At 64.5% G+C, this 25,380-nt stretch carries 26 protein-coding genes; 7 read left to right on the plus strand and 19 right to left on the minus strand.

What is annotated here, in order from left to right:
- Positions 1 to 145: 145 nt before the first annotated feature.
- The 8 genes from dnaB to MAB_RS24810 form a co-directional block, all read right to left on the minus strand.
- Complete coding sequence (dnaB, locus tag MAB_RS24775; RefSeq protein WP_005082792.1) at positions 146 to 1,522, minus strand: replicative DNA helicase; 1,377 nt, start codon at positions 1,520 to 1,522, stop codon at positions 146 to 148.
- A 463-nt stretch (positions 1,523 to 1,985) separates the two neighbouring features.
- A complete protein-coding gene (gene rplI / locus MAB_RS24780; protein ID WP_005079044.1) occupies positions 1,986 to 2,441 on the minus strand; it encodes a 50S ribosomal protein L9 in 456 nt (151 codons plus the stop codon).
- 17 nt (positions 2,442 to 2,458) lie between these two features.
- Entirely contained in the window at positions 2,459 to 2,713 is a 255-nt protein-coding gene (gene rpsR / locus MAB_RS24785; RefSeq protein WP_005064619.1) for a 30S ribosomal protein S18, read from the minus strand.
- 44 nt (positions 2,714 to 2,757) lie between these two features.
- A complete protein-coding gene (locus MAB_RS24790; RefSeq protein ID WP_005064618.1) occupies positions 2,758 to 3,255 on the minus strand; it encodes a single-stranded DNA-binding protein in 498 nt (165 codons plus the stop codon).
- Positions 3,256 to 3,339: 84 nt separating this feature from the next.
- Positions 3,340 to 3,630 (minus strand): 30S ribosomal protein S6, encoded by a 291-nt coding sequence (gene rpsF, locus MAB_RS24795; protein WP_005072064.1) that lies wholly within the window; start codon positions 3,628 to 3,630, stop codon positions 3,340 to 3,342.
- A 169-nt stretch (positions 3,631 to 3,799) separates the two neighbouring features.
- Entirely contained in the window at positions 3,800 to 5,413 is a 1,614-nt protein-coding gene (locus MAB_RS24800) for a glycosyltransferase family 87 protein (protein WP_005112782.1), read from the minus strand.
- A gap of 22 nt (positions 5,414 to 5,435) precedes the next feature.
- Positions 5,436 to 7,817: a transglycosylase domain-containing protein gene (locus MAB_RS24805; protein WP_005082795.1), complete on the minus strand. Its 2,382-nt coding sequence runs from the start codon at positions 7,815 to 7,817 to the stop codon at positions 5,436 to 5,438.
- Positions 7,818 to 7,836: 19 nt separating this feature from the next.
- Positions 7,837 to 8,259 (minus strand): DUF5318 family protein, encoded by a 423-nt coding sequence (locus MAB_RS24810; RefSeq protein WP_012296823.1) that lies wholly within the window; start codon positions 8,257 to 8,259, stop codon positions 7,837 to 7,839.
- 129 nt (positions 8,260 to 8,388) lie between these two features.
- Here MAB_RS24810 and MAB_RS24815 point away from each other — a divergent pair, with 129 nt between their 5' ends.
- From MAB_RS24815 to MAB_RS24835, 5 genes are all read left to right on the plus strand, one after another.
- The gene (locus tag MAB_RS24815; RefSeq protein WP_005089301.1) at positions 8,389 to 8,841 is read left to right on the plus strand and encodes a hypothetical protein; all 453 of its coding nucleotides are present in this window, start codon (positions 8,389 to 8,391) and stop codon (positions 8,839 to 8,841) included.
- Positions 8,842 to 8,866: 25 nt separating this feature from the next.
- Complete coding sequence (locus MAB_RS24820; RefSeq protein WP_005089302.1) at positions 8,867 to 9,652, plus strand: DUF1707 SHOCT-like domain-containing protein; 786 nt, start codon at positions 8,867 to 8,869, stop codon at positions 9,650 to 9,652.
- A 34-nt stretch (positions 9,653 to 9,686) separates the two neighbouring features.
- On the plus strand, positions 9,687 to 10,553 hold the full coding sequence (locus MAB_RS24825; RefSeq protein ID WP_005112783.1) for a DUF1707 SHOCT-like domain-containing protein: 867 nt from the start codon (positions 9,687 to 9,689) through the stop codon (positions 10,551 to 10,553).
- Between the two features lie 100 nt (positions 10,554 to 10,653).
- Positions 10,654 to 11,208 (plus strand): PadR family transcriptional regulator, encoded by a 555-nt coding sequence (locus tag MAB_RS24830; RefSeq protein ID WP_005082800.1) that lies wholly within the window; start codon positions 10,654 to 10,656, stop codon positions 11,206 to 11,208.
- A 41-nt stretch (positions 11,209 to 11,249) separates the two neighbouring features.
- Complete coding sequence (locus MAB_RS24835; RefSeq protein ID WP_005112786.1) at positions 11,250 to 12,341, plus strand: inositol-3-phosphate synthase; 1,092 nt, start codon at positions 11,250 to 11,252, stop codon at positions 12,339 to 12,341.
- Between the two features lie 112 nt (positions 12,342 to 12,453).
- Here the strand turns inward: MAB_RS24835 and MAB_RS24840 are convergent, their stop codons facing one another.
- Entirely contained in the window at positions 12,454 to 13,278 is an 825-nt protein-coding gene (locus MAB_RS24840) for an LLM class F420-dependent oxidoreductase (RefSeq protein ID WP_005095872.1), read from the minus strand.
- Between the two features lie 103 nt (positions 13,279 to 13,381).
- Here MAB_RS24840 and MAB_RS24845 point away from each other — a divergent pair, with 103 nt between their 5' ends.
- Positions 13,382 to 14,770, plus strand: coding sequence for an amino acid permease (locus MAB_RS24845; protein ID WP_012296824.1), 1,389 nt, complete (start codon positions 13,382 to 13,384; stop codon positions 14,768 to 14,770).
- Here MAB_RS24845 and MAB_RS24850 read toward each other — a convergent pair.
- From MAB_RS24850 to pdhA, 9 genes are all read right to left on the minus strand, one after another.
- Positions 14,760 to 15,809: a phosphotransferase family protein gene (locus MAB_RS24850; RefSeq protein WP_005112789.1), complete on the minus strand. Its 1,050-nt coding sequence runs from the start codon at positions 15,807 to 15,809 to the stop codon at positions 14,760 to 14,762. The genes MAB_RS24845 and MAB_RS24850 overlap by 11 nt on opposite strands.
- Positions 15,809 to 17,098 (minus strand): acyl-CoA dehydrogenase family protein, encoded by a 1,290-nt coding sequence (locus tag MAB_RS24855; RefSeq protein ID WP_005082804.1) that lies wholly within the window; start codon positions 17,096 to 17,098, stop codon positions 15,809 to 15,811. The genes MAB_RS24850 and MAB_RS24855 overlap by 1 nt, the downstream gene beginning before the upstream one ends.
- A 5-nt stretch (positions 17,099 to 17,103) precedes the next feature.
- A complete protein-coding gene (locus tag MAB_RS24860; protein WP_005112791.1) occupies positions 17,104 to 17,766 on the minus strand; it encodes a TetR/AcrR family transcriptional regulator in 663 nt (220 codons plus the stop codon).
- Positions 17,763 to 18,500 carry an SDR family NAD(P)-dependent oxidoreductase gene (locus MAB_RS24865; protein WP_005082806.1) on the minus strand — a complete coding sequence of 246 codons (738 nt, stop codon included), beginning with the start codon at positions 18,498 to 18,500 and terminating at the stop codon, positions 17,763 to 17,765. Before MAB_RS24865 ends, MAB_RS24860 begins: the two co-directional genes overlap by 4 nt.
- A gap of 78 nt (positions 18,501 to 18,578) precedes the next feature.
- Complete coding sequence (locus MAB_RS24870) at positions 18,579 to 19,259, minus strand: sensor domain-containing protein (RefSeq protein WP_005082807.1); 681 nt, start codon at positions 19,257 to 19,259, stop codon at positions 18,579 to 18,581.
- Positions 19,259 to 19,945, minus strand: coding sequence for a sensor domain-containing protein (locus MAB_RS24875; RefSeq protein ID WP_005082808.1), 687 nt, complete (start codon positions 19,943 to 19,945; stop codon positions 19,259 to 19,261). The genes MAB_RS24870 and MAB_RS24875 overlap by 1 nt, the downstream gene beginning before the upstream one ends.
- 48 nt (positions 19,946 to 19,993) lie before the next feature.
- On the minus strand, positions 19,994 to 21,301 hold the full coding sequence (locus MAB_RS24880) for a dihydrolipoamide acetyltransferase family protein (RefSeq protein WP_005112794.1): 1,308 nt from the start codon (positions 21,299 to 21,301) through the stop codon (positions 19,994 to 19,996).
- Positions 21,302 to 21,317: 16 nt separating this feature from the next.
- A complete protein-coding gene (locus MAB_RS24885; RefSeq protein WP_172527631.1) occupies positions 21,318 to 22,277 on the minus strand; it encodes an alpha-ketoacid dehydrogenase subunit beta in 960 nt (319 codons plus the stop codon).
- 11 nt (positions 22,278 to 22,288) lie between these two features.
- Complete coding sequence (gene pdhA, locus MAB_RS24890; RefSeq protein ID WP_005112796.1) at positions 22,289 to 23,383, minus strand: pyruvate dehydrogenase (acetyl-transferring) E1 component subunit alpha; 1,095 nt, start codon at positions 23,381 to 23,383, stop codon at positions 22,289 to 22,291.
- Positions 23,384 to 23,548: 165 nt separating this feature from the next.
- Between pdhA and MAB_RS24895 the strand changes: the two genes are divergently transcribed.
- Positions 23,549 to 24,022: an Lrp/AsnC family transcriptional regulator gene (locus MAB_RS24895; protein ID WP_005112798.1), complete on the plus strand. Its 474-nt coding sequence runs from the start codon at positions 23,549 to 23,551 to the stop codon at positions 24,020 to 24,022.
- 3 nt (positions 24,023 to 24,025) lie between these two features.
- On the opposite strand, the gene ggh is transcribed toward MAB_RS24895, so the two are convergent.
- On the minus strand, positions 24,026 to 25,366 hold the full coding sequence (gene ggh / locus MAB_RS24900; RefSeq protein WP_005064593.1) for a glucosylglycerate hydrolase: 1,341 nt from the start codon (positions 25,364 to 25,366) through the stop codon (positions 24,026 to 24,028).
- Positions 25,367 to 25,380 lie beyond the last annotated feature (14 nt).

Raw genomic sequence — 25,380 nt, forward strand, 5'->3', positions numbered from 1 at the left:
CTATCCCGTAGATGCACGCAACAAACGCACACCCTCAGCCCAGGCAGCGGCTCGGGCCCGTCCGGGATACATGTCAAAAACGACAAGAAACGACAGCGGAAAACGGAAAATGACACGGAAACGCGGAACCGACACAACAGCTCTACTACCGCGCCATATTCGTAAACCGCGACAGGTGCAGCTGGTGCGCCACGGTGATCGTCGCCGTCGGGCCGTTACGGTGCTTGCCCAGAATCAGGTCGGCCTCACCGCCACGCGGGTCATCACGCTCGAAAGCGTCCGGGCGATGCAACAGGATGACCATATCGGCGTCCTGTTCCAGTGAGCCCGATTCACGAAGGTCCGAGACCTGGGGACGCTTGTCGGTGCGCTGCTCGGGACCACGGTTCAGCTGGCTGATCGCGATCACCGGCACCTCGAGCTCCTTGGCCAGCAGCTTCAGGTTTCGGGAGAACTCCGAGACTTCCTGCTGACGCGATTCGTGCTTCTTACCGGAGGTCATCAGCTGCAGGTAGTCGACCACCACCAGCTTGAGTCCGGCCTTCTGGTTGAGCCGGCGCGCTTTGGCCCGGATCTCCATCATGGTCAGGTTCGGGGAGTCGTCGATGTAGAGCGGCGCCTCGCTGATCTCGCTCATTCGCCGCGCCAGGCGCGTCCAGTCGTCATCACTCATCCGGCCCGAACGCATATCGCCCAGTTTGATTTTCGCTTCGGCCGAGAGCAGTCGCATGACGATCTCGGTCTTGCTCATTTCCAGCGAGAAGATGACGCTGGGCAGCTGGTGCTTGATCGAGCACGAGCGCATGAAGTCAAGGCCGAGAGTCGATTTGCCCACACCAGGCCGCGCCGCCACGATGATCATCTGCCCGGGGTGCAGCCCATTGGTGATCTCGTCCAGATCGGTGAATCCCGTCGGCACACCCTTGGAGATGCCGCCGGCCGACGCGATCGCATCGATCTCGTCCATCGTGGGCTGCAGCAGCTCTTCCAGCGGCACGTAGTCTTCCGACATCCGGCGGTCGGTGACGTCGTAGACCTCGGCCTGCGCCCGGTCTACCACCTCGGCCACATCGGCGCCCTCGGCCCCCGCATAGCCGTACTGCACCACGCGAGTTCCCGCCTCTACCAGCCGGCGCAGCAGCGCCTTCTCCGCCACGATCCCGGCGTAGTACCCCGCGTTGGCGGCGGTCGGCACGGTGGAAATCAGGGTGTGCAGATACGGCGCACCGCCCACCCGGCGCAACTGCCCGCGCCGGTCCAACTCGGCAGCCACCGTCACCGCATCGGCGGGCTCACCCCTGCCATAGAGGTCGAGGATGGCCTCGTACACGCTCTGGTGATTAGGGCGATAGAAGTCATGCGGCCGTAGCTTCTCCAACACGTCGGCGATGGCGTCCTTGGACAGCATCATCCCGCCCAGCACGGACTGCTCGGCAGCCACATCCTGGGGTGGTTGACGGCCGAAATCCTCCTCGGGAGGGGCAGCTGGGCCGGACTGACCCAGATCGTCGACTATCGCCACGGCGCGCGGGTCCTCCTACTCAGATCAAGTCGAACACGTGTTCGTCGGCATGCTAACGGCGGAGACCGACAATCCTTACAGTCCCGGCGCGCCGCGGTAGACGTTAGATGTTGCTAGCGGCCCTGCCAAGGGGCCCTGTGGATGAGCCTGGGCATGGGGTGTGGACTACTGTCCAACACGGTGTTAGGGGGCTGGGGAAAACTTGGGGATAGCTACCTTCATTCCTGCACTTTTCCCAGCTGAAGGCCGGTGAATCGATTGACAGGACTGTGGATGGGAATCGTTCCGGCGTGTCGCTGCAGGTTGCGTCTTCGGGCGTGTTCTGTTACCCCGACCAACCCTCTAGGTTAACTAGAGGTGGCTTCGCTGGACTGGCACACGCGTACAATACGTTCGCCAGTAGATACGGCAACGGCGCCGCGGAAATCCGCGACGCCGTTGACCCGGCACTATTTAGGATCGATCAGCCTTCGGCGACTACATCCACAGTGACCTTGGTTGCCACACCGGCGTGCAGGTGCACGTCCAGCACGTACGAACCGATCTGCTTGATGTGAGCCTTGGGCAGGGTCACGGTCCGCTTGTCCAGGTTCGGGCCACCGGCCGCCTTGATGGCGCCCACCACGTCGGCGGCAGTCACCGAACCGAACAGCTTGCCCTCGCCGGCGGTCTTCACCGTCAGCTTGACGGCGCCCAGCCCCTCGATCGCCTGCTTGATCTCGTTGGCGTGCTCGACACCACGGATCTCCTTGGCCTCGCGGGCACGACGGATGTCGTTGGCCTGGCGCTCGGCACCACGGGTGGCGACAATCGCCAACCCGCGCGGCAGCAGGTAGTTACGCCCGTAACCGTCCTTGACCTCAACGGCGTCACCGGCAGTGCCGAGGTGCTCGACCTCGGTCGTCAGAATCAGCTTCATTAGATGTCCCTCCGGTCCTACCGCGTCGCCGAGCTGAACGGCAGCAGGGCCACCTCGCGGGCGTTCTTCACCGCGATCGCGATGTCGCGCTGGTGCTGAACGCAGTTTCCGGTGACCCGGCGGGCACGAATCTTGCCGCGCTCACTGATGTACGTGCGCAGCAGGTTGGTGTCCTTGTAGTCGATGTTCAGCGCCTTCTTGGTGCAGAACGCGCACTTACGTGTCTTGACCGGTTTTTCCGGGGCAGGACGGCGCTTAGTCGTCTTGGCCATGGTGAATCTCTTTCTTTCTAGCTAGATAAGTTGTATCGCCCAGATCAGAAGGGCGGTTCGTCGTCGGCCGCGGTAGAGCCGGAGGCCGGGGCACTGCCCCACGGATCGTCGGCGGGCTCGCTGGAGCGGGAACCCCCGCCGCCACCACCGCCGAAACCTCCGCCGCCACCGCCACCACGCGAGGCCTTGTTGACCTTGGCGGTCGCGTACCGCAGCGACGGGCCGATTTCGTCGACCTCGACCTCGACCACGGTGCGCTTCTCGCCCTCGCGGGTCTCGAAGGAGCGCTGCTTGAGTCGGCCGGTCACGATGACACGGGAACCACGAGTAAGGCTTTCGGCCACGTTCTCCGCGGCTTCGCGCCAGATATTGCACCGCAGGAACAGCGCCTCGCCGTCTTTCCACTCCGAGCTCTGTCGGTCGAAGATGCGGGGGGTCGACGCCACGGTGAAGTTGGCGACGGCTGCCCCGGACGGTGTGAATCGCAGTTCCGGATCGGCGGTCAAGTTTCCGACGACCGTGATGGTGGTGTCACCTGCCACGGTTCCTCCTCGTAGATGTCAGCGGCTTAGTTAACCGGCAGCCTACGGAAGACCAGTGACTCCCGTAGGACCTCCCAGAGATCGTCAGCGGGCTCCGGTGCGCAGGACCTTGGTCCGCAACACGGACTCGTTCAGGCCAAGCTGGCGATCCAGCTCGGACACGGTGGCCGGAGCAGCGACCACGTCGATCACCGCGTAGATGCCCTCGGTGTGCTTGGCGATCTCGTAAGCAAGACGACGCTTGCCCCAGACTTCCACCTTCGAGACGGTTCCACCGTCACCACGGACAACGTTCAGGAACGTATCCAGGGACGGAGCTACGGTGCGCTCATCAAGGGTGGGGTCCAGAATGACCATGATTTCGTACTGACGCATGAGAAACTCATCACCTCCTATGGTCTTGTGCGGCCACGGTGCATCCGTGGCAGGAGAGTCGCCTGCGTCGGCAACCGGCCCAGGCTACCGCAATACCCGCTGACCGGCGAAATCGTCGCCGGACGGCCGGGGCCCGCATCGAGCGCGAGACTGGCGCGGTTTACGGCCCCTATTTCCGCGTGAGGCTCGCACTCGATCCCACGGAATGCGCCCGGGCGATGTGTGGCGCCGGTTTACGCGGACGCAGCCAAGCGGGCAGCCATCCGGGCGGGGCGTCGGCGACCCCGTCACACGGCCCACCCGCGGGATCGTCATCACCGGCGCGCACCAAGTCCTCGCCGGGGTGATAGATCTGGCGCAACACCAGCGCACACAGTCCGATCACCGCGAGATCGCGTACCAGCACCGTCCCGGTGAACCACTGCTCCGGCAGGCCCTTGTTCTCGATGCCCAGCAAGTAATACATCCGCGGCACCCACACCAGCGCATCGACCGTCATCCACGCCAGCAGGATTCGGCGATGCGGCAGGGCGACTACCGCCAACGGCACCAGCCACAGGGAGAACTGTGGGCTCCAGACCTTGTTGGTGAGCAAGAAGACAGCGACCACCAGGAAGGCCAGCTGCGCCACCCGCGGGCGCCGGGGCGCCGTCAGCGCCACGTATCCGATGCCCAGGCAACACAACCCGAACAGCACCGCCGACACCGCATTGAGAATGACCGGCGGCTCCCAGAAGCCCAACGGGCCGTCAAAGCCCTGCCAGCCCGTGAACGACTTGAAGACGTTGTACAGCGAGTCCATATCGTCGCCGCGACGGGTGTTGAGCCGGAAGAACTCTCCCCAACCACGCGGGAACAGCGTCGCCACCGGCATGTTCACCAGCACCCAGCTCGCGGCCGCGCCCGCGGCGGTCTTGGAGAACTCGTGCACCTTGCCGCTACGCAGGCTGACCAATAGCAGCGGCAGCAACAGCAGCACCGGATAGAGCTTGGCGGCCACGCCCAGCCCGATCAGTACGCCCGCAAGCCACGGCTTCTTGCGCGCCCACGCCCACAGCGCGGTCATACTGAAAGCCGTTGCGAGAGCGTCGAAATTGGTGAAAATCTGAAAAATCACTATGGGTGACGCGGCGATCATCACCACGTCCCACGGACGGGTGTGCGGGCTCAATCCCGCACTGGCCCAAATGGTTACCAACCAGGCCAATGCCAAACCGAAGGCCACGATGTTGAAGAACATCACCACTTCGGCCACGATCGGCAGCCCGAGCACGTCGCTGGCCTGTGTGTAGGTCTTGGCCAGCGCCATCGCCGTGTACTGATACACCCCGGTCACCACCGGGTACTCCATGTACCGGACCGCCGGTGTGCCGTCGTACTGGATCTTCTGGTGCCCACCCGAATCGGTTTCCAGCCAGCTCGACTTGTACGGGAAACGCCCCTGATTCAGCAGCTCCGCGCCGTACAGCGGCACGGTGTCGGAGTAACACAGTTGGTAATAGGCCCGGTTGTTGTCCCAGTTGGCCACGCGTTGAGCACCGTTGCCGGTGCCGCTCTGCTGCAAGCAGGGCGCCTTGCTGGTCCACCCCAGAATGAGGAACCCCAGCGCAATGACGAACACCACCCGCAGCGGAGTCCAGAACGGCTGCCGGCCCACCAGTGCATGCCTGCCCAGTGGCCCACCAACCACCTCCGACAGCTCCGCACCCAACGCGTCAGTGCGACTTGGGAAATCGCGGTCATCGGCACTACGCAGATCGTCCGCGAGCGGCTCGGGTGACACTGTGGATTCGGTCGGCACCTGCCTACGGCCCCGGCGGTGGTACGTCGCCCGCCGGGGGCGCCGCCGGACCGACCGGAACCGTCGTCGGCGGCCCCACCGGAATGGTGATACCGGGCGCGATCTCGATGGTGGGCTGGATGACCGTCACTTCTCCGCCACCCGTCGGCGCGGGCGCCGGCGGACCGTTCGGAACCGGCGGCGGCGGCACGTACGTGGGCACACCGGCGTAACCGCCGATCGGGCCGGGCTTCGGGAAGGTCTCCTTGGCGGTGCCGTCGAGAGCGCCGTCCATGGTCTTCTTCCAGATGTCCGACGGCAGACCCGATCCGTATATCGGCCCGCCCCAACTGGTCTTGATGGGCTTGCCGTCGTCGGTGCCCACCCACACCGCCGTGGAGAGCGACGGGGTGAAACCGACCATCCAGGCGTCCTTGTTGTCCTTGGTGTCGCCCAGCTGTGCCGTACCGGTCTTGGATGCCGATTCCCGACCGCCGGCCAGCGCGTGTCCACGTGAGTAAGCCGCGATGGGCTTCATCGCCGAGATCGCGTTGTTGGCAACGTCATCGGAGATGCGCTTCTCACCGGTGTTATCGGAAGAGCCCGCGTCGAACAGCACCTGGCCGTCGGCGTTCACCACCTTCTGGATGAAATGCGGCTTGCGATAGGTACCGGAGGCCGCCAGCGTCGCGTACGCCGATGCCATGTCCAGCACCCGAGTCTGATACTGGCCCAGCACCACACCGTTGTTGGGCGGACCGCCCTGTCCGTCCTCGGACAGGGTGTGCGAGACACCGGGGAAGTTCTCGGCGATGCCGGCGTTGTGCGCGGCCGCGGCCACGTCTTCGGGCCCGTTCTTCAGCTTCAGCATGAGGCGGTAAAAGCTGGTGTTCAGCGAGCGCTTGAGCGCCTCAGCCACCGAGCACGTTCCGCACGAGGCGTCTTCACTGTTCTTGATGGTGATGCCCTGATAGGTCAACTCGGAGCTGTCCAGCTGATAGCCCAGGCCGATCCCCTGCTGCAGCGCCGCCACCAGAGCGAACACCTTGAAGGAGGAGCCCGTCTGCAGACCCTGCTGCGCATAGTCCAGACCCTGCGCGTTGGAGCCGCCGTAGTACGCCTTGACCGCGCCCGTGCGCGGGTCGATGGAAACCACCGCCGTCCGCAAATCCGGATTCTCGCTCTGCAAGGTGGTGTTGACCGCGTTCTCGGCAGCCTGTTGCGCCTTGGTGTCGATGGTCGTGGTGATCTGCAGGCCCTCGGTGTTCAAGGTCTGCTCGTCGATGTTGAACAGGTCGGTGAGCTCGGCCATCACCTGGCGCTTGATCAGACCGTTGGGACCGGTGGTCGCGTTCTGTGCCGCGGCCTGCTCAGGCGGCACCGTGGCCGGATACACCTGCCCGGCGCGATCCTGAGCGGACAGCGCACCGATGGTGACCATGCCGTCGAGCACCCAGTTCCAGCGATTCGTGGACTCGGGCAGGTCCACCGCGGGATCCAGACGGGACGGCCGTTGGATCAACGCAGCCAGCAGCGCACCCTCGGACACCGTCAGCTGCTCGACCGGCTTGTCGAAGTAGGCCTTCGACGCCGCGGAGATGCCGTAGGCGCCGCGACCGAAGTAGATGATGTTGAGGTAGGCCTCCATCACCTGGTCCTTGGACCAAGACTGCGACATCTTGGTGGAGATCACGATCTCCTTGGCCTTACGGGTCAGGCCGCCCAGGCCGGCGCGCTGCGAACCGACCATCGCGTTCTTCACATACTGCTGGGTGATGGTCGACCCGCCCTGGGTATCGCCGCCGAACATGTTGTTCTTGACGGCGCGCAACAGACCCGAGAACGAGAAGCCCGGGTTGCCGTAGAAGTCGCGGTCCTCGGCGGCCATCACGGCCGCCCGCACGTGCTGCGGCACCTGGTCGATCTTGATATCGACCCGGTTCCCTTCCGGTGGCACAACTTTCGCGAGTTCTGTGGTGCCGTCGCTGGCCAGGATGGTGGACACCTGGCTGGTACGGATGTCCCCGGGCTTGGGGATGTCCACCACCGAGTACGCCAGGGCGAATGTCGCCAACGGAATCACGATGGCCAGCAGCACCAGGGCGATCATCACATTGCGGAAGATTTTCCAGCCGTTGCTCTTTCGCTTACGGCGACGCTGCGGGGGCCGCGACGAACCGCCCGGCCTGCCGGGTGTGCCCGGAGGTGGTGGTGGCTCATGTCCCCTGCCACCGTCTTCGTCGCGTTCCAGCGCGGCACGCGCGGCGGCCACGGCGTCATCGTCGCGCCGGTACAGCGGCAAATCCTCGATGGGGTCCAGGATCGATGTCGGACGATCGTCCGTGCTGGGGGTGCGCGGTGAATCCGGGCCGCTGTTGGGAGCTACCGAATTCTCCTCGCCAACCATGCCGCCCTCACCTGTCTGCCTATTCACTGGCCGTCCGGGCACGAGTTGTTCGCTGACGCGGGGTGGTCCCCTTCGGCGCCGGCAGGGCGCCCATGACATACGACTTCACCAAATGATTCCAACTGCAGGTCCGGCATACCTCGACAACATGCACGGCGAACTCCGAATAGCGGGTGGCCAGCAGCACGAGTTCTTCGGCCGTCCGCGCCGATCCCGAGACTGCGCCCAGATGTTCGCCAAAAACCCACGACACCAGTGTCAGTTGCTCCTTGCGGCAGATCGGGCACACCACGGCGCTGGGCTTTCCATGAAATTTAGCCGCCCGGAGCAGGTAAGGGTTCGCGTCGCAGACTTCAGCCACACCGGTACGCCCGGAATAGACCTCTGCCAGCAGGGATCGGCGCTTGAGCGCGTAATCCACTACCTGTCTCTGCAATCGCACGCTAACCAGAGTACGTCCATCGCGCGCTGGCAGAGCTTCGGCCGCACAGACAGGCTGTCCTTTGCGAACCTGAGCCCTATCCGCGCTCCGCTCGTTACGATCGAGCAACTGTCATTCCGAGGGGGCAACATGACATCTCGTCGTCTATCAACGGCTCTGGCCGGCTTTGCGATCATCACCGGCGCCGCGGCTGGGTGCGGTACCACCGCCGACACCCCGGCCATCGACTCGGCCACGTCGACGACCACATCAACGACGCGATCCGGGCCGACCGATGGGCCCGCTATCACCGCCTCGGCGCCGGCCGGCGTGAGAGGCAAGGGCAAAGTCGTCGGCAGCGCGGTCCTGAAGGTGCTCGGCAGCGGCACGGCGACTGTCACCTGGAAGGCGAACGGTGGCCCCGCGCACGTGGAGCGGGATGTGCCGCTGCCCTGGGAGCACTCGATCGACGTCGTCGAAGAAGCCCCGTCAGAGGTTCGGGCCGACGGAGCCGCCAGCGGCTGCACGATCACGATGGGCGACATGTTGGTGTCCTTCAAGAACGAGCCGAACCCGGTCTGCGAGTTCGCGTACTGGGGCTGACGCCGGCGGCTCTACGATTCCTCGCATGGCGACCCGTGCCAAGGACTCCGACCGAGAAGCCACCTGCAAGGCGCTGGACACGGCCTTTGGCGATGGCCAGATCTCCACGGAAGAACACCGCCAGCGGATCGCCCTAGCCACCCGCGCACAGACCCTCGGCGAGCTCAAGGGCGTGGTCGCCGATCTGCAGATCACCGCTCATGCGGCCGAAACACCGACCGCCCCGCCGCCACGGCGACGCTGGCCGGCACTCGCTGCCACCGCGGTGGTCGCGGCGGCGATCGGGGCCGGAGCCGGGATTTATGCGACCCGGCCGTCGGCACCCGACCCGGGCGCCGTCAGCGACGGGATCGCTCCGGTGGTGATCGCGCCGGCGAAACTGTTCTCCGTCCCCGGCCTGACCGGCCTGCTGGCGCAGATGCGCGCCAAGTTCGGCGACACCGTCGGTATCGAACTGACGATCCGCGCGACCAACGCATCACTGGTCCGCATCGAAGCCTCCGACCCGGACCTGCCCATCACCTACCCGTATCAGGGCGGCTTCCGCGATGGCGGCGCGATGCCCGGCACCTGGCGGAATGTGAAAATCGGGGATTTGAGCAGGTTCGATCCCACCAAGATCGTCGGGGTTCTGCGCGGTGCACCCGAAACCCTGAACGTGCCCACCGCCGGGGACGGCGGGACCGTCATGGTGATCAAGCCCAGCGACGACGGTGTCGACATCACCATCACCGTCTCGGACAAGGACCGCACCGGACGCATGCTGGTCGCGGGCAACGGAGAGCCCAAAGAGGTCACGCCTGCGTCCTGACCGCCACGATCAGTGCCACTCTACGATTCCTCCCATGGCGACGCGACCTCCATCCCAAACTCGCGCCAAGGACTCCGATCGTGACGCGACCTGCCAAGCCCTCGACATCGCGCTGGGTGATGGCCAGTTGTCCATGGAGGAACATCGGGAAAGGGTTACCGCCGCGACCAGTGCGAAAACCCTTGGTGACCTCTCTGCACTGGTGACGGATCTACAGCTGGACGCGCCGCCCGTCGCACTCCCCAGAGAGCACAAACCTTCCGCGTGGCGTCAGCGCACACCATTCCTCGTCATCGCGGCGTTCAGTGCGGCCGTGATCGCCCTGGGTGTCGGGCTGCTGGTGCGGGAATCGGGAACTGCCGAAAGGCCCGGCTCTGCGGGCGCGCCCGGCGCCGTCGGTCGCGGTGCGGGTCCGATCGACGACGGGGTCGCCCCCACGGTGATCCCGCGGCCAGCGCCCGCCAAGAAGAACATCTTCACCGCCCCCGGGCTGTCCACGCTGATCGACCGCATCCATCAGAAGTTCGGTGACTCGACGGGATATGAGCTGGACCTCTACCCGGAGTACGCGATCATCGAACGCGCTGATCCCGATGAACCCAAGGGGCTGATTTCATACCTCTACCGGGAGGGCACTTTCGACGATCCCGATCGCCGACCGCGCTCGTTCGACAATCTCGGTGACGTCGGCGCATTCGACCAGGCCGCCATCCTCGGCATCATCCGGGGTGCCGCGCAGACCCTGGGGATCGACAGGGGCGAACCAAGTCACGTGATCATCCGGCCCAATGCGGAGGGCGGTTTGCAGATCAATATCTACGCTTCCCGCGGAAACTACGAATCCGGCTATATCTCCGTGGACGCCCAGGGGCTCAATCCCAAGCTCTACCCGCCGTCATAACCCGCCCCGTGTGGCGCCCGCATATATCGCGGCGATACGATGAATCGATCGGTGCACGAGAGATGCTCCGTCGTCATATGTGGATCTGGGAGGTGACGTCATGCTGGAACTAGCCATTCTTGGCTTGCTGCTTGAGTCACCCATGCACGGCTACGAGCTGCGTAAGCGTCTGACCGGATTGCTCGGCGCGTTCCGGGCGTTCTCGTACGGCTCGCTGTATCCGGCCTTACGCCGGATGCAGGCCGACGGACTCATCGAAGAGGACGCCGCCCCCGGCATCAACAGCGCCGCGACAATGCTGCGACGCGGCAAGCGGGTCTACCAGCTCACCACGGCGGGCCGGTCCCGGTTCAGCGAGCTGGTGGCGGACACCGGGCCACAGAACTACACCGACGACGGCTTCGGCGTGCACCTGGCGTTCTTCAACCGCACACCGGCCGAGGCCCGGATGCGGATCCTCGAAGGCCGCCGCCGCCAGGTAGAGGAGCGCCGGGAGGGCCTGCGCGAGGCCATCACCCGGGCAAGCAGCTCGTTCGATCGGTACACCAAGCAGCTGCACCAGCTTGGACTGGAATCCAGTGAACGAGAAGTGAAGTGGCTCAACGACTTGATCGCTGCCGAGCGCACCGCGCAGGCACGGGTCGAGGAGCGTTAGACGTGACACAACGCACGACCATCGGTAAAGGAGAACCGTCCATGTCCAACACATCATCTGAGGTGCGGGTCGCCATCGTCGGCGTCGGTAACTGCGCATCCTCACTGGTTCAGGGCGTGCAGTACTACCAGGATGCGGACGAGAACTCGACGGTTCCGGGTCTGATGCACGTCAAGTTCGGGCCGTACCACGTGCGTGACGTCAAGTTCGTCGCCGCCTTCGACGTGGACGCCAAGAAGGTCGGTTTCGACCTTTCCGAGGCCATCTCGGCCTCGGAGAACAACACCATCAAGATCGCCGATGTGCCGCCGACGGACGTCATCGTGCAGCGCGGGCCCACCCTGGACGGCATCGGCAAGTACTACGCCGACACCATCGAGGTCTCCGACTCCGAACCGGTCGACGTCGTGAAGGTGCTCAAGGACAACAACGTTGACGTCCTGGTCTCCTACCTGCCGGTCGGTTCGGAAGAGGCCGACAAGTTCTACGCGCAGTGCGCCATCGACGCCAAGGTCGCGTTCGTCAACGCGCTGCCCGTCTTCATTGCCTCGGACCCGGTGTGGGCCAAGAAGTTCGAAGACGCCGGCGTGCCGATCGTGGGCGACGACATCAAGAGCCAGGTCGGCGCCACCATCACCCACCGCGTGATGGCCAAGCTGTTCGAGGACCGCGGTGTCACCCTGGACCGCACATACCAGCTGAACGTCGGCGGGAACATGGACTTCAAGAACATGCTCGAACGCGAGCGCCTGGAGTCCAAGAAGGTGTCCAAGACGCAAGCCGTGACCAGCAACTTGAATGGCTCCCTTGCCGACAAGGTGTACGACAAGAACGTGCACATCGGCCCGTCCGACTATGTCGCATGGCTCGACGACCGCAAGTGGGCGTACGTACGCCTCGAAGGCCGAGCCTTCGGTGACGTGCCGCTGAACCTCGAGTACAAGCTCGAAGTCTGGGACTCCCCCAACTCCGCCGGCATCATCATCGACGCGGTACGCGCGGCGAAGATCGCCCTGGACCGTGGCCTCGGCGGACCGATCCTGCCGGCCTCGGCCTACCTGATGAAGAGCCCGCCCAAGCAGCTCGCCGACGATGTCGCGCGCGCCGAGCTGGAGCAGTTCATCGCGGGGTGACCGCTTACGCAAAGACCGTTGAACGGGGCTAGTCACCCCAAAGTCGTTACCGCCGAGGGCATACCAGGCGCAGACGTTTGTCGATTCGTCTGCATCGGGTATGCCCTCGGTGCTAGGTGAGCCGCGCGACGACTTCGGTCAGCCGGTCCAATGCGCGCAGAGTGTCCGCTTCATTCAGCGGATGCACGTCGAAGAGAACCCGCTCCGCACCGGCACCGAGGTATTCGCCGGCCAGCTGGTGATCGCCGGGCACGCCGCTCACGGTGACCGGCAGGTCGGCACGGCCCTGCTCGGCGAACCAGCCGCATGCGCGGCGCACATCGTCGGGCGTGGACGTTCCCGCGTAGGGCAGCCAACCGTCACCCACCCGCAGCGCACGCGCCTGCGCCGCCCGGCTGGGGCCACCGACGTGCACCGGAAGGGGGCGGGCCGGGCGCGGACGCGCCACGACGGGACCGAAATCGACATGCTCACCATGGAATTCGGCTTGTTCCTGAGTCCACAGCGCGTGCAGTGCGGCGAGTTGCTCGTCGAGTACCGCGCCGCGTTTCGCCGGGTCGATGCCATGGTTGCGCACCTCCCCCAAATTCCATCCGACCCCGACGCCGAGCACCGTGCGCCCGCCGGAAAGGGTCGCCACCGTCGCCCAGGCTTTGGCCGTGTGCAGCACATCGCGTTGGGGAAGCAACGCCACCCCCGAGCCGACAATCAGCCGCTCGGTGGCCGACGCTGCGTACGCGAGCACCACCGGCAAGTCGCGGATCAACGGCAGCCGCGCGCGAAACTCGGCATCGATCGAGTCGGGGGTATCGACGGGGAAGTAGGAATGATCATCGAAGAGCAGCCATTCAAAGCCGCGCTCCTCGACAGCGCGTGCGAGCACATCCGGGGACACGTATCCGTCGGCTGATGTGGTGGAAATACCGAATCCGGTCACGACCTCAAGGAACCGCCCACGCGCCCCTGAAATTCCGGGCAACGCGCTGCACGATCTGGTTACGGGGTGCAACATCGACCTACCCGGCTGAAAGAGGCATCCCATGGCGACCACGGCAGCGCCCAGCGAAGGCGGTCTGCAACATTCCCTGCAGAAGCGACATCTGACGATGATCGCGATCGGAGGGGTCATCGGCGCCGGCCTGTTTGTCGGGTCCGGCGCCACCATCCAAGCTGCCGGGCCCGCCGCGTTTCTCACCTACGCGATCACCGGCGTGCTCATCGTCCTGGTGATGCGGATGCTCGGCGAGATGGCCGTCGCCAACCCTTCCACCGGCTCCTTCGCCGACTACAGCCGCCGCGCGCTCGGCGACTGGGCGGGATTCTCCGTGGGCTGGCTGTACTGGTACTTCTGGGTGATCGTCGTCGGATTCGAAGCGGTGGCCGGGGGCAAGCTCATCCAGGACTGGCTCCCGCACGCGCCGCTCTGGCTGATCGCATTGCTTTTGATGCTGGCAATGACGGCCACCAATCTGTTCTCGGTGCGCTCCTACGGTGAATTCGAGTACTGGTTCGCCAGCGTGAAAGTGGCTGCGATCGTGGCGTTTCTGGTCGCCGGCACCTGCTACGTGCTGGGGCTGTGGCCGGGCAAGAAGCTGGATTTCTCGAATCTGACGGTCCACGAGGGGTTCATGCCGCACGGCCCTGGAGCGATCTTCTCCTCGATCGTAATCGTGATCTTCTCCATGGTGGGAGCCGAAATCGCGACCATCGCCGCTGCCGAATCGAAGGACCCCGCCAAAGCCATCAGCCAGGCCACCAACTCGGTGATCTACCGGGTGGCCATCTTCTTCGTGGGATCGATCTTTCTCATCGCGGTCATCGTGCCGTGGAACAGCCCCGAATTGGGCACCTCTCCGTACGTCACCGCGTTCAAGACGATGGGCATCCCTGCCGCCGACCACATCATGCGGGTCGTCGTGCTCACCGCCGTGCTCTCGTGTTTGAACTCGGCAATGTACACCGCCTCGCGCATGCTCTTCGTGCTCGCCGGCCGCGGGGAAGCGCCCCGCAGCTGGCTCAAGGTCAACGCGCGCGGCGTGCCGGTACAGGCCATTCTGGCGTCCTCGTTCATCGGGTTCGTCTGCGTCATCCTGGCGTACTTCTTCGAGCACACCGTATTCCTGTTTCTGCTCAACTCCTCCGGCGCGGTAATCCTGTTCGTGTACTTGATGATTGCCATCTCGCAATATGTCCTGCGCCGCCGCACACCGGAGGAGAAGCTCCTCGTCAAGATGTGGGGCTACCCTGCCCTGACCATTCTGACCGCGATCGGAATCGTCGCCATCCTGGTGGCCATGGGATTCCAGGACGCCACCCGCACCCAGCTGTGGACAAGCCTGCTGTCCTGGGGCGTGATCCTGCTGCTCTTCGCGATACTGCGGTTGACGCGGCGGCGCACCCCCGAGCCCGGCGAACGGACTACCCGGTGATCGCTACCGCGCGCTTGAACAGCTGTAACGTCAGTCCGTGCAGGTAGTCCCCCACCGCCACAGGTGCTTTCCCGGCGCACGCGCGGGCATGTGTGCCCTCCAGGATGATGCCGAGCTTGAAGCACGCCAACACCGTGTACCAATCCATCGCACCGAGATCGCGGTCCGTGCGTTCCGCGTAATGCGCGACAAGCTCCTGCGGTGTGGGCAGGCCCCCGGCCTGAACCAGCGCGCCACCCAAGGACGCGTCGTCGGTCTCGGACGGCCACGTGGCCAGCATCCAGCCCAAATCCAGCAGCGGATCCCCGATGGTGGACATCTCCCAGTCCACGATCGCCGCCAGCTGCGGTCCGTCGTTGCGGAACATCATGTTGGCCAGGTGAAAGTCCCCGTGCATGATGCCCGGTTTCCATTGCGAGGGCCGGTGCCGCTCAAGCCAATTCGCCACCGATTGCAGGCCCGGGATATCCGGCCCCGGGTACCCGTCGTGCTTGGCGTACGAGTCGAGCTCCTTGAGCCAGCGTGGCACCTGCCGTTCCAGGAAGCCGTCCGGATTGCCGTATCCGTCCAGGCCCAGTTCCTGGTAGTCGAGCGCGCCGAGGGCCGCGATGCCGCTGACCGCCTCCAAGCCCATCTGATGCCGAATTTCGGCATTGCCGGCATGCAGTTCCGGCAGGCCGACCGACGCATTGAATCCGTCCACGGGCTCCATCAGGTAGAAGACAGCGCCGCCCAGCACGGTCTCGTCGGTGCACGCCGCAATGAGCTCGGGCGCCGGAACTCCCTGCCCGCGTAGTGCTCCGAGCAGTCGCGCCTCCCGGCGGATCACGTTGTTGCTGGCCTCGCGCAGATGCTTGGGCGGTCGCCGCAGCACATACTCGCGGCCTCCACGGCTGAAGCGCACCATGATGTTCTGGGTGCCGCCGGTGATCGCGGAGATATCCGTCAGCTGTCCGCCGGGAAGACCTTGTTCATCCATCCAGTGCGAAACAACATCAAAATCAACGCTTTTCGGGTCGATGTGGTGTGGAGCCGCCATCACAGATTTCCCACCCGATGTTCGAGCCGGGCCGCGACATGGGCGCGCGCCTTCTCCGTCAATGCCGGGATGTGGCTGGGCGGAAACAGACCCTCGTAAGGGGTGTAGTCCTTGAGGACTTCCTTGGCGATAGTGACCTTGTGTACCTCGGTCGGGCCGTCGACCAGACCCATGACCTCCGAATACAGAAACATCTTGGCCAGCGGCATCTCTTCGGACACCCCGAGTGAGCCATGCAGATGCAGTGCGCGCTGGGCGACATCGTGCATCACCTTGGGCATCGCCGCCTTGATGGCCGAAATATCCTTGCGTACCTTCAAGTAATCCTGGTGCTTATCGATCAACCAGGCGGTCCGCAACACCAGCAGCCGGAATGATTCCATCTCGATCCAGCTGTCGGCGATACGTTCCTGGGTCATCTGGAGTTTGGCGATGGTGCCGCCTCGGGCCTCCCGGCTGACGACGCGTTCGCACATCATGTCGAAGGCCTTGCGTACCTGGGCCACCGTGCGCATGGCGTGATGTACACGACCACCACCGAGACGCGTCTGTGCGATGGCGAACGCACCCCCCTCGGCACCCAGCATGTTCTCGGCAGGAATGCGGGCGTTGGTGAAGCGGGTGTAGGCCTCGTCTTCACTGAACCCGTGCACCGTGATGTTCCGGACGATCTCGACACCGGGCGCGTTCGGGTCGACGATGAACATCGACATCCCCTGATAGGGACTGACTTCGGTGTTGGTGACGGCCATGACGATCCAGAACGCGGCGTGCCGCGCCTCGGAGTTGAACCACTTCTCACCATTGAGGATCCATTCGTCACCGTCACGGACGGCGGTGGTCTTGAACAGCGTCGGATCCGATCCGCCCTGCGGCTCGGTCATCACATAACAGGACCCGATGTCGCCGTCCATCAGTGGCTGCAGGTATTTGGCCTTCTGCGCTTCGGTGCCGTAGTGCGCGAGGATCTCGGCATTGCCGGTATCGGGTGCCTGGCATCCGAAGATCGAAGGAGCCCACACCGACCTACCCAGAATCTCGTTGAGCAGCGCCAGCTTGAGCTGGCCGTAACCCGGACCACCCAGCTCCGGTCCCAGATGACATGCCCACAGGCCGCGGCGTTTGACCTCTTCCTTGAGCGGCCGCACGTAATCCATGGCCACCGTGTCGGACTTGTCGTATGGGTTGGGGAACACGTAATCGAGGGGTTCGACCTCGGTGCGGACAAACTCGTCGGCCCAGTCAAGCAGTTCCTGGTATTCCGGGTCGGTTTCGAAATCCCATGCCATGGCGGTCACTTCCTGTCGGTCGGGGCTTGTTCGGCGTGTTCTTCCGGACGGTCCACGTGGATACCGTCCAACACCATGTCGGCGATGCGTTTGGCTATCTGTGCGGGGCTCTTGCCGTCGGTGCGGTACCAGACCGCCACCATGTTCAGCATTCCCAAGATCGCGTTGGTGAGCACATGGTCGGCCGTGTGAAATGTGCCGACCTCGTGACCTTCGTCGAAGACGCGCTGCCAGCAGCGCTGCAGCTCGTCGCGAAGCCCCTGCAATTGCGCCGCACGCTCACCGGTCAGCGCGGAACCATCACGTACCTGGATGGCAACCTGCTTGCGGTACTTGACGATGAGGATGACGTACGAGCCGATCAGCGTGCGCAGGCGCCTGGCCGGTTCGGTGTTCATATTCGCGATATGGACGGCCTCGGTGAGCATCTCATCGATATAGCTGCGCAAGATCTCCCAGAGGAGTTCCTCCTTGGACCCGATATGGTAGTAGAGCGCGCCACCGCGCACGCCTGCCGCAGCACCGATCTCGGCTACGCCCGTGGCGTGAAATCCCTTCTCCGCAAACAGATCTGTCGCGACCTCCATGATCCGCTGACGGGTCGCCGCGGCGTCGCCATCGGAGGCCGGTGGGCGGCCCCGACGCGGCTTGGCTCCGGCCTCTGTCACAGGATGCCGCCGTCTAGACGAATCGTCGTGCCCGTGCAGTAGGCCGATGCCTCACTCGCCAAGTAGAGCGCCGCGCCCACGATGTCCTCCGGCTCACCGACGCGCCGCAGCGGGATGCTCGGAATGAGCGCTTCGGCGAACCCCTCCGGCCAGGCGGCGGCGATGTCGGTGTTAAAGAGCCCGCACTGAATCGTATTGGTGCGCACCGTCGGTCCGAACGTGTGCGACAGCCCGAGGGTCAGTGCGTTCAGCCCCGCCTTGGCCGCCGCGTAGGGCAGCGCCGTCGCGTCGGGCCGTACCGCCTCTATCGAACTGATGTTGATGATCGAGCCGCCAGCTCCCGCGGCCATCTTCGTGGCGATCGAGGCCGACAACCGAAACGGGCCCTTGAGGTTCACACCGATGACCTTGTCGAACAACGCTTCCGACACCTGATCCAGACTGGGGTACAGCGGCGAGAGTCCTGCGTTGTTCACCAACACATCCACCCTGCCGAACTCGCGGTACACGGTGTCCACCAGGTGGTCGCACTGCTCCCAGGAGCTGACGTTGCACGCAACCGGAAGCGCCCGGCGGCCGTGCTCGGCCTCCACCTGGGCAGCCAGTTCTTGACACGAGTCGATCTTGCGGCTGGCGATCACCACATCGGCGCCGTGCGCCGCGAATGCCCGCACCATTGCCCGCCCCAATCCACGGCTTCCGCCGGTGACGACGACAACCTTGTCCTGCAGCATCCGACCCCTCCTCAATTAATGTGGCGATCGATACATTAAAGTCCATACGCCAGGGGCGCAAGAGGCGGTTGCCATCAGTCAGCGGGCGAGCTTGTCCAGTAGCAGGGTGAACATCGCCTCGGTTTTGTCGTCCTCCGGATCAATACGACAGAACATCACCGAGGCGACATAGTTCGCGCGTTGCCGCGCAACAAGGCGGCACGACCACGGCGAATGATCCGTGGTGCGTGTCCAGTTCACTTCATCCTGACCGCTATGCAGAATCTTGAGGGTCCAGTTCTCGCTGGCACCGCCCACCGACGTGGTCCCGTGCGCCCCATCGCATCGAGACATGCGCTGGGCGAATTGTTCGAACTGTTGGCTGGCCGAGCTGGCGGTCTCGAACACGATGAGCGCGGTACCGACCGTGTGCTTGCGCATCTTGTCAACGGTGTGCGCGTAGGCCTGGATCCGCGCCGCGCCGAAACTCAAGTACTGCTGGCGTGTCGCCAACGAATACCCGTATGCACAGTCGGACACGGTGTTGGCCGTCGATAGCACGGTTTCGACCGGCGGGATCGTCTTGACCTCCGGAAGGCCCGCTGCCGCACGGACATCCGATGCCGACAACAAGCGATCCGCAAGCTCGGCCTGCCTCGGCGGTAGCACCGGATACAACTTCTCCGCCTTGACGGGCGCCGTCGCGTCCCCCGCGATCGCCTGCGTGCACGAGGACAGGAGCACCGTCACACTGAGCAAAATCACTGGCGCCCCGCGCATTACCGCGAACCCGACAGTTTCTGCATCAATCGATCCAGCACATCGCCCGCCTTGTTGTCCGACCCGTGGCTGCAAAACATCGACGATGCCACAAAGTTGGCCCGCTGGCGCGCAGCCATGTAACAGGCCCAGGTTGAGCCGATAACACTACGGGTCCATGCCACCTCGTCGGCGGTATCGGCACTAGTGATGCTCAGCTTCCAAAAATCGGCATCCTCGTGAGGCCTCTTCTGCGTGGTGACCCCATCGCATTTCGACATGCGCCCAGCGAAAGACCGGAACTCACGCTGCGCGGCATCGGCATCCGCGAAGACGACCAGCGCATCGCTGACTGAGTACTCCCGGACCTCCTCGGTCTCCTGTGAATAGCCTTCAATCCGCGCGGCCGAATACCCCGAGTACTGCACGACCTCGGCCAGCGAGTAGCCCAATCCGCATTCGAGGCTCGGATCTGTGGAACCAAACATCGAGTCGACGGGATCCCACACCTTGAGAAGCCGCGGCAGACCTGTGACAGCCCGCACCTCCTCGGCGGGCAGAAGTCGCCCGCCGAGCTTGCCATCGACCGGCCGGATTTCGCGGTATACACCTTCTATGCCTACCGGCGCTGTCGGCTCTCCCCCGGAAATCCGTGAACAACCAGCCAAGCTCAGCACAATGCAGACCGCGGCCATACCCCGCCGCATAGACCGCCCCCTCCTAGCATCTCCAGTTGAAGTTTGCTAGGAGTGAAGCTACACCACCAGTGCCATTCGTGGATCGGTGAGCATCGCCCCCAGATCGGCGAGAAACTTCGATCCCTGCTCACCGTCCACCAGTCGGTGGTCGAACGACAACGCCAGTGTGGTGACGTCCCGCACCGCCAGCTCGCCGTTCACCACCCAGGGACGCTTGGCGACAGAGCCCAGTGCCAGGATCGCCGCCTCCCCCGGGTTGATGATCGGTGTCCCGGCGTCGACACCGAAGACCCCGATATTGGTGAGGGTGAATGTGCCCCCACTCATATCGGTCGGCGCGGTCTTCCCGGCGCGTGCGGTGGACACCAACTGTGCGATAGCAGTAGCCAATTCACCCAGCGACATCGCGTCGGCTCCCTTGACATTCGGCACCACCAATCCTCGCTCCGTGGCTGCCGCGATGCCCAGATTCACGTAATGCTTCACGATGATCTCTCCGGCCTGCTCATCCCAGGCGGAGTTCAGCGAGGGATGCGACCGCAGGGCCAGCAACACCATCCGTGCAACCAACGTCATCGGGGTGAGCTTGAGATCGGGAGACTTCGCCTTCAGTTCGGCCAGCAGCCCCATCGTCGAGGTCATGTCGACGGTGAGGAACTCGGTGACGTGCGGTGCGGTGAACGCGCTACGCACCATGGCGGCGGCGGTGTGTTTGCGCACTCCCGCAATCGGAATCCGTGTCTCACCACCCGGCTGGACCGCGACACCGGCCACCGGCTCCTCCTCTGCGGGCGCACCCTGCGGCGCACGAGCGGTGAGGCTACGGGTGTATGCCTCCACATCCTGGCGCGTGATACTGCCGCCGATACCTGTTCCGTTGATCAGTTCGAGGGCCACGCCCAGCTCGGCGGCAAGCTTGCGGACGGACGGCTTAGCTGCCGCGCGCGACGGTACCGACTCTGCCTGGGCTGCCGGCGCCGCGACGGCGGGCTCTGGCTCGGTTGTCTGTTCTACGAGGGCAAGTGCGGCCGCACCGGCTCCCGAGCGTCGCCGGCGCCGCGTCTGGCCCGCCGAATCCGACGGGCCGTATCCCACGAGATTGGCGGGCGCGTCGGGCTCGGCACCGGCCACCTCGATCGAGATGAGCGGCGCGCCCACCGCAACAGTCGAATTCTCGGCTGCCTGTAGGGCCACCACCGTGCCCTCGAAGGGCGACGGCAATTCGACCATCGCCTTCGCGGTCTCCACGTCGGCGAGCACCTGGTTGAGCTTTACCTCGTCGCCGACCCGCACCTTCCAGGAAATCAGATCCGCCTCGGTAAGTCCTTCTCCGAGGTCTGGAAGCAGAAACTGTTTGACTGCCATAGATCTCGCATCCCTCCTAGGCGGCGATAGCGCGGTCGACGGCGTCCATCACCCGCTCCGCATCGGGTAGGTAGTGATGTTCCACCTTGTTGGCCGGGTACGGAAGCGCGAAGCCGCCGACCCGCAACACCGGAGCCTCCAGGTGGTAGAAGCATCGCTCCGTGATGCGCGCGGCAATCTCGGCGCCCAAACCCATGAATACCGGGGCCTCGTGCACCACGATCAGCCGTCCGGTCTTGCGCACCGACGCCTCCAGGGTGTCGAAATCAACCGGAGAAAGCGATCGCAAATCCACCACCTCGACCGATATGCCCTCCGTGGCAGCCAGTTCCGCGGCGGCATTGGCCACTGCCACCATCGGTCCATAGGCGGCGATGGTGGCCGCGGTTCCGGACCGGACAACGCGCGCGGCACCGAGTGGGACAGGCACCAGCGCGGTATCGACCTCGCCCTTCTCCCAGTATCGCCGCTTGGGTTCGAAGAAGACCACCGGGTCGTCGCACGCGACAGCCTGCCGGATCATGTCGTAAGCGTCCTGCGGTGAGCTGCAAGACACCACGCGTAGGCCGGCCGTATGCGCGAAATACGCTTCGGGTGACTCCGAATGATGTTCCACCGCACCGATTCCGCCCCCGAAGGGAATTCGGATGGTCAGCGGCATTCCCACCGCGCCCTTGGTGCGGTAGTGCAACTTGGCCACCTGACTGACAATCTGATCGAAGGCCGGGTATACGAATCCGTCGAACTGGATTTCACAGACCGGACGGTATCCCCGCATGGCCAAACCGACCGCGGTGCCGATAATTCCGGACTCGGCCAGCGGCGTGTCGATGACGCGATGGTCGCCGAAATCCTTCTGCAGCCCGTCGGTCACCCGGAAGACACCGCCGAGCTTGCCGACATCCTCTCCCATGACGATCACCTTGTCGTCGTCCTCCAGCGCCGACCGCAAGCCAGCGTCCAGGGCACCGGACATAGTCATCCTGGTCATGATGCGTAGGTCCCTTCATCCTCGAAAGTGGCCAGGTATTCCAAGTAGTCGCGCCGTTCGGCGGAGACAAGCGGATGTGGTTCCGCGTACACGTGATTGAACATGTCAGCGGCTGTCGGCTCGACCGTGCCAAGGCAGCCCGCACGCAGCTGCGCGGCGACCTCGTCCGCCAGCGCGGCGATGCGGTGTTTCTCTGACTCGCTCAGCGCACCACGACTCTCCAGATACTTCTCCACCCGCGCCAACGGATCCTTGGCCCGCCACTCGTCCAGCTCGGCGGCATTGCGGTACTTGGTCGGATCGTCGGAGGTGGTATGCGGCCCCATCCGATAGGTCACGGCTTCGATCAGGGTCGGCCCGCTGCCCTCACGGGCACGCCGCAGCGCCATTCGAGTCGCGGCCGTCACGGCGAGCACATCGTTGCCGTCCACCTGAATACCCGGCACTCCGAATCCGATGCCACGGGCCGCCAGCGGCAGATGACTCTGCACCCGGACCGGCTCACTGATCGCCCACTGGTTGTTCTGACAGAAGAAGACAACGGGCGCACCGAAGCTCGAAGCGAACGCGAATGCCTCCGAGACATCACCCTGGCTGGTCGCGCCGTCTCCGAAGTAGGCGATGACCGCGGTATCCGATCCGTCGAATTTCACGCCCATGGCGTATCCGGTGGCGTGCAGCGCCTGTGCACCGACGATGATCGCGGGCGCGGTGACATTGTGATCGCGCGGATTCCAGCCGGATTGTGTTGAACCGCGCCAGAACTGGAGCATGGCCGTGGGTTCGATACCACGGCAATAGGCGACGCCGTGCTCGCGGAAACTGGTGAAGGCGAAATCGTCGTGCCGCAGCGCGCGAGCGGAACCGACCTGCGCGGCCTCTTGCCCGAGCAACGGGGCCCAGAGTGCGAGTTCGCCCTGACGCTGCAGGGCCGTGGACTCGTTGTCGATGCGGCGGACCACCACCATGTCCCGGTACAGCGCCCTCAGCTGAGTCAGACCGTCCTCGTCGAGGATGTCGCTGACCAGCGGCATGTACTCGGGATTCTCGATCCGGTTACCGTCCGAATCGAGGAGCTGGATGGTCTCCATAACCTGCCCTCGCTAACGATGGGTCGCACCGCGTGTACCTGACTGCCACCGTGTGGGTGTGTCATGACTCACAGTGCATCAGATAGTCATACTGCGCAACCGATGCGTGTCGAGTTGAGCATTATGCCCACAATCCGGCGTGTACTTTGTGCGATACTGCGCGCTATGACCACTCTGGATGCCACCGATGCGAAGTTGTTACTCGCCCTCACGCAAACTCCCCGTGCATCCGGCGTCGAGCTGGCGCAGCGACTGGGTCTGTCACGCAACACTGTGCAGGCACGGCTCACCCGCTGGGATCAGCACGAGGCCCTGGCCGGCATCGACCATCAGATCGTGCCGCGCGCGATGGGCTATCCCATGACCGCATACGTCACCGCACGGATCGACCAGCACCAGTTGGAAGCCATCGGGGCTGCCCTTGCCGACGTGCCGGAAGTGGTGCAAGTGCACGGTCTGGCGGGCGCAGACGACCTGATGATCAAGGTGGTGGCCGTCGACAGCGACGATCTTTACCGGATCGCCGGCAACATTCTCGATATCCCGGGTATTACCCGGACGTCGATCGCCATCGCCATGCACGAGCTGGTTGCGTTCCGGATGACGCCGCTGCTGCGGCGCCTCTCCGGGCAGGAATAGGACCTAGCCCAGCCAGTCCAGAACCGCTGCGGCCGTCCAGGATTGCTGCATACTGCCCAAAGGCTCGCCAGTGAACGGCTCGTAATACTCCGCGAAAGATCCGTCGCCCGCCTGGCGTAATCCCTCTTGCCGCAACAGAAACGCGCGTTCGCTCCATCCACGCCGCTCGAATGCCCAACAGAACAGCCAGGTAAGCACCGGCCAAACCGGGCCCCGCCAGTATTCGCGCGGGCGAAAGTCCCGCGACACCGGCGACGTCGAGGGCACCAGCGCGTATCGCAGGTCCGGATGTCCGCAGAACCGCGGGCCCTCCAGCAGCCGCAACAAGGCCAACTCCTGCGGGCGCGGCATTCCACCGGACAGCAATGGCGCGAACACTGCTACCGTATCGGTCGCAACCCACTTGCCGGTCTTGACATCGAAATCCCTTGCCGCGCCGCTGCGCTCCTCGGTGGTATCGAGCACACCCTGCCGGAACCGCTCGGCCCAGCCGTGCAGTTCACGCACATCGGCGCGGGGGCGGGCGTGTTCCTCACCGATCGTGGCCAGCACCTCGCAAGCCACCGAGAAGATGGCCGAGACGAAAACATCCTCCATCGCGAAGCTCATCGCGTCCGGTAGCCGCGCGTCGTCGTAGCGCACCGATTTCATCTCTTCCAGCAGCCACAGGTACACGTCGTATTCGGCGTCCTTGGGGCGCTGCGACGGATCGGTGACAATGGCGGTGTCCGCGCGGGTGTAGGGCGGCAACTCACCCGGAACGACGTTGGCGTAGGCCCCATCCCAGCGCGGCGAATTGTCCATTCCGGACTCCCACCCGTGATACAAGGTGATTCGGCCGTGCTGATTCTGGTCCCGAGTCTCGGCAAGCCAACGATGCCACCTCATGAGGTCGGTCCAGCGCCGGTCCAGGAAGGCCTCCGCGATGCCCCGCGCGCTCCGCCCCCGCCGCCGTGCGTGATCAAGGATGCGTTGCACGGCAATCGCGTGCACGGGTGGCTGGGTAATTCCCGAGGTCTGATATCCCGACGGCGCATTGGCCGCCAACTCCGAGGTCTGCCAGCGCGCGGGACCCGGGAAATATCCGTCGACCCCGTTCGCGAAGACAATGTGCGGGATCATCCCATTGGCCCACTGCGCCGAGAGCAGGGTGTCCAGCTCGGTGACAGCGCGTTCGACACTCAGCGGCGCCAGCCCAACCGCCACGAATGCCGCGTCCCAGCTCCACATGTGCGGGTACAGCTTGGGAGCGGCACTGGTCATGGTTCCCCGGTCATTGCCCCTGAGCAGGTACGCCGCGCGCGCTGCCAGCTGCGTAGGAGTGAACATCGGGTGGGACGGCATCCGTCCATTGTGCG

Source organism: Mycobacteroides abscessus ATCC 19977 (genome assembly GCF_000069185.1).
GTDB lineage: Bacteria > Actinomycetota > Actinomycetes > Mycobacteriales > Mycobacteriaceae > Mycobacterium > Mycobacterium abscessus.